The 2263-nt window shown below is 63.2% G+C and carries 2 protein-coding genes; both read right to left on the bottom strand.

Annotation, left to right across the window (positions count from 1 at the left end):
• The coding region (locus AC1DY5_RS52140) for an IS4 family transposase (RefSeq protein WP_478122103.1) at positions 1-973 on the bottom strand (973 nt) is incomplete at its 3' end.
• 241 nt (positions 974-1214) lie between these two features.
• Positions 1215-2263 (bottom strand): IS701 family transposase (locus AC1DY5_RS52145; protein ID WP_478122104.1); only part of this gene is annotated, 1049 nt, incomplete at its 5' end.

Consider the following 2263-nt stretch of genomic DNA (forward strand, 5'->3'; position numbering starts at 1 on the left):
GCAGCATGCAGATCAGTGCTGTCCAGATCTGCGTCTTGACCGCGTTGGCCGACGTGCCCACGAAGGTCTTGATCTTCAAGTTCTGTTTGAGCGATTTAAAAAACAGCTCTATTTGCCAGCGGTCCTTGTAGATCGCGGCGATCGTGCTGGCCCCCAGATGATGGAGGTTGGTCAGGAACACCAGCGTCTCGCCSGTGTCCTCGCGCACCGCCTCCACCCGGCGCAGCAAGTGCGGGCACTTGTCATGCGCGCCAGCGCTGCTCAGSCGGATGGTCTGGTCGCGCACGATGGTGCGGTTTTGCGGCGGCTCGTGCTCCTGGACGACCTCGTAGAGGGCATCCCTCTTCATGCGGGTCACAAAGAAGACGCCCTGGGTGCACCACTGGCCGAACAGCCGGTAGTCGTTGTAGCCCCGATCGTCCACCACGATGGTGCCGGCGCCGAAGTCGATCCACTGGGCAACCTTCACGTCTGCCACCTTGCCGTCGGTGACCACGCCGAAGCACGGCAGGTAGCCGTCGTGGTCGAGAACCAGGTGCAGCTTCACCGCGCCCTTGGTACGCTGGTACTTGGCCCAGTCGTACAACGACAGGCTCAGGTCGATGACGGTGGAGTCGATGCTCACCAGCTTGTTCTTGAAACGGAACTTGTGCCGGCCCGTGGCTTTGGCGGCGACCTTCTCGTACAGGCCGTGGAAGACCTGCTCGAACAGCTGCCAAGGCCGRTGCGCGTTGGCGTACGACAGCGAGGAGCGCGCCGGYGCYTCGATGCCCAGGTGCGCGAGCTTGCCCTCGCAGCTCTTGAGCCCGCCTTCGATCTCGCGCAGCGAGTGGGCCCGGCCCAGTTGGCAAAACAGCATCGCAACCAGCTGGCCCCAACTGGAGAAGCCCTTGGACGCGTATTCAGCCTGGGTGCGCTTGACGATGTGCTCGAACTCGATGCGCGGGATCARCTTGAGGATCTGACTGAACATGCTGCATGATGCTTTCACGTTGGGCCTCTCGTGAGTGGGGTGGAAGTTCGTTTGGCGACAACTTTTTACCCCACGCATCGGGATGGCTCAACGCCTTCTGTCTTGGACAAGAGTGGGGCCCCTCAACAGAGCAGAGGTCTTCGTCCACGGCACTGACTTATCAAACAGAGGTAATTGACCGTTAAAAATAATCCTCGAAGGGCTTGACTTTTAATGCCCCATAGAAGTCTTACTGTGTCATTTATTTTGCCTCTCCCACAGGTGGAAGCAGCAAGGACATCGTGGAAGTGCGCGAGTCAGAAGCGCGCCGATGCGCATTCGCAAGCTCGTGATCGAGGATGGGACGTGGCGCTGCGCCCGGTGGGCTTCCGCGAGGCTTGTAATGTGTGGGTAGGGCAGGCGTTTGGCATTGAGCGGAGTTTTTTTTACCCCCCGTCTCGTCGGGGTGTCGTAGCCGCTGGGCGACCAAGAAGCCGTAGGCGGCGATGCTCAGGCTGGCGTGATGATGCAAGCCCCGCCAGCCGCGGCCCTCGTAGTGGCCCAGGCCGAGATCCTGCTTGAGGTCCTGGTAGTCGCGCTCGATACGCCAACGCATCTTCGCCTCAAACACCATGCGCTTGAGTGGTGTGTCTTCGGGCAGCGCAGACAGCCAGTACTTCAGCGGCTCTGCGTCACCCTTGGGCCACTCGATGAGGAGCCACTCGGGTTGGCGCACTTCATCGCGCAGGTTGTCCCGGTGCGCCGCGCGCACCCGTACGCGGGCGAAGCGCGAGTGCAGCCTGGCGTTCGTTCCTTCGCGCCAAGTGACGGTGTGCCAATGCTCGGGGCCGAGCTCCAGGGCGAGTGCCTTGATCGACTGCGGATGGTGCTGCGGCAAAGCGGTGCCGCCCAGGCGCAGGCGCGTACCTACGTAGCCGCGAGCTACTGAGGCCGCGGGCGGCAGGGGCTCGCGACCGGGCGGCCACACCGTGACGCTGCCGGTCACGCCCACCACATAGCGCAGGCCCAGCTCACTCAGGCGCTCACGAAACGCCGTGTCCACGCCGTAGCCGGCGTCGGCCAGAACGCAGTGCCGGGGTGCACCTTGGTCCATCAGGTGCTCGATCTGTTGCAGCGCAATGGCCGGCTTGGTTGAGAACGGCAGCGTCTCGGGCACGCCGGCCTTGTCGCGTCGCGCCGGATCCTCGGCCCACTCCTTGGGCAGGTACAGCTGCCACGCCACCGGAATGCTGGCCGCCTTGCACGCCAGCGACACGCTCACCGCCACCTGGCAGTTGTCCTGCTTGCCCA

This window comes from Variovorax sp. P4_D9 (assembly GCF_056401695.1).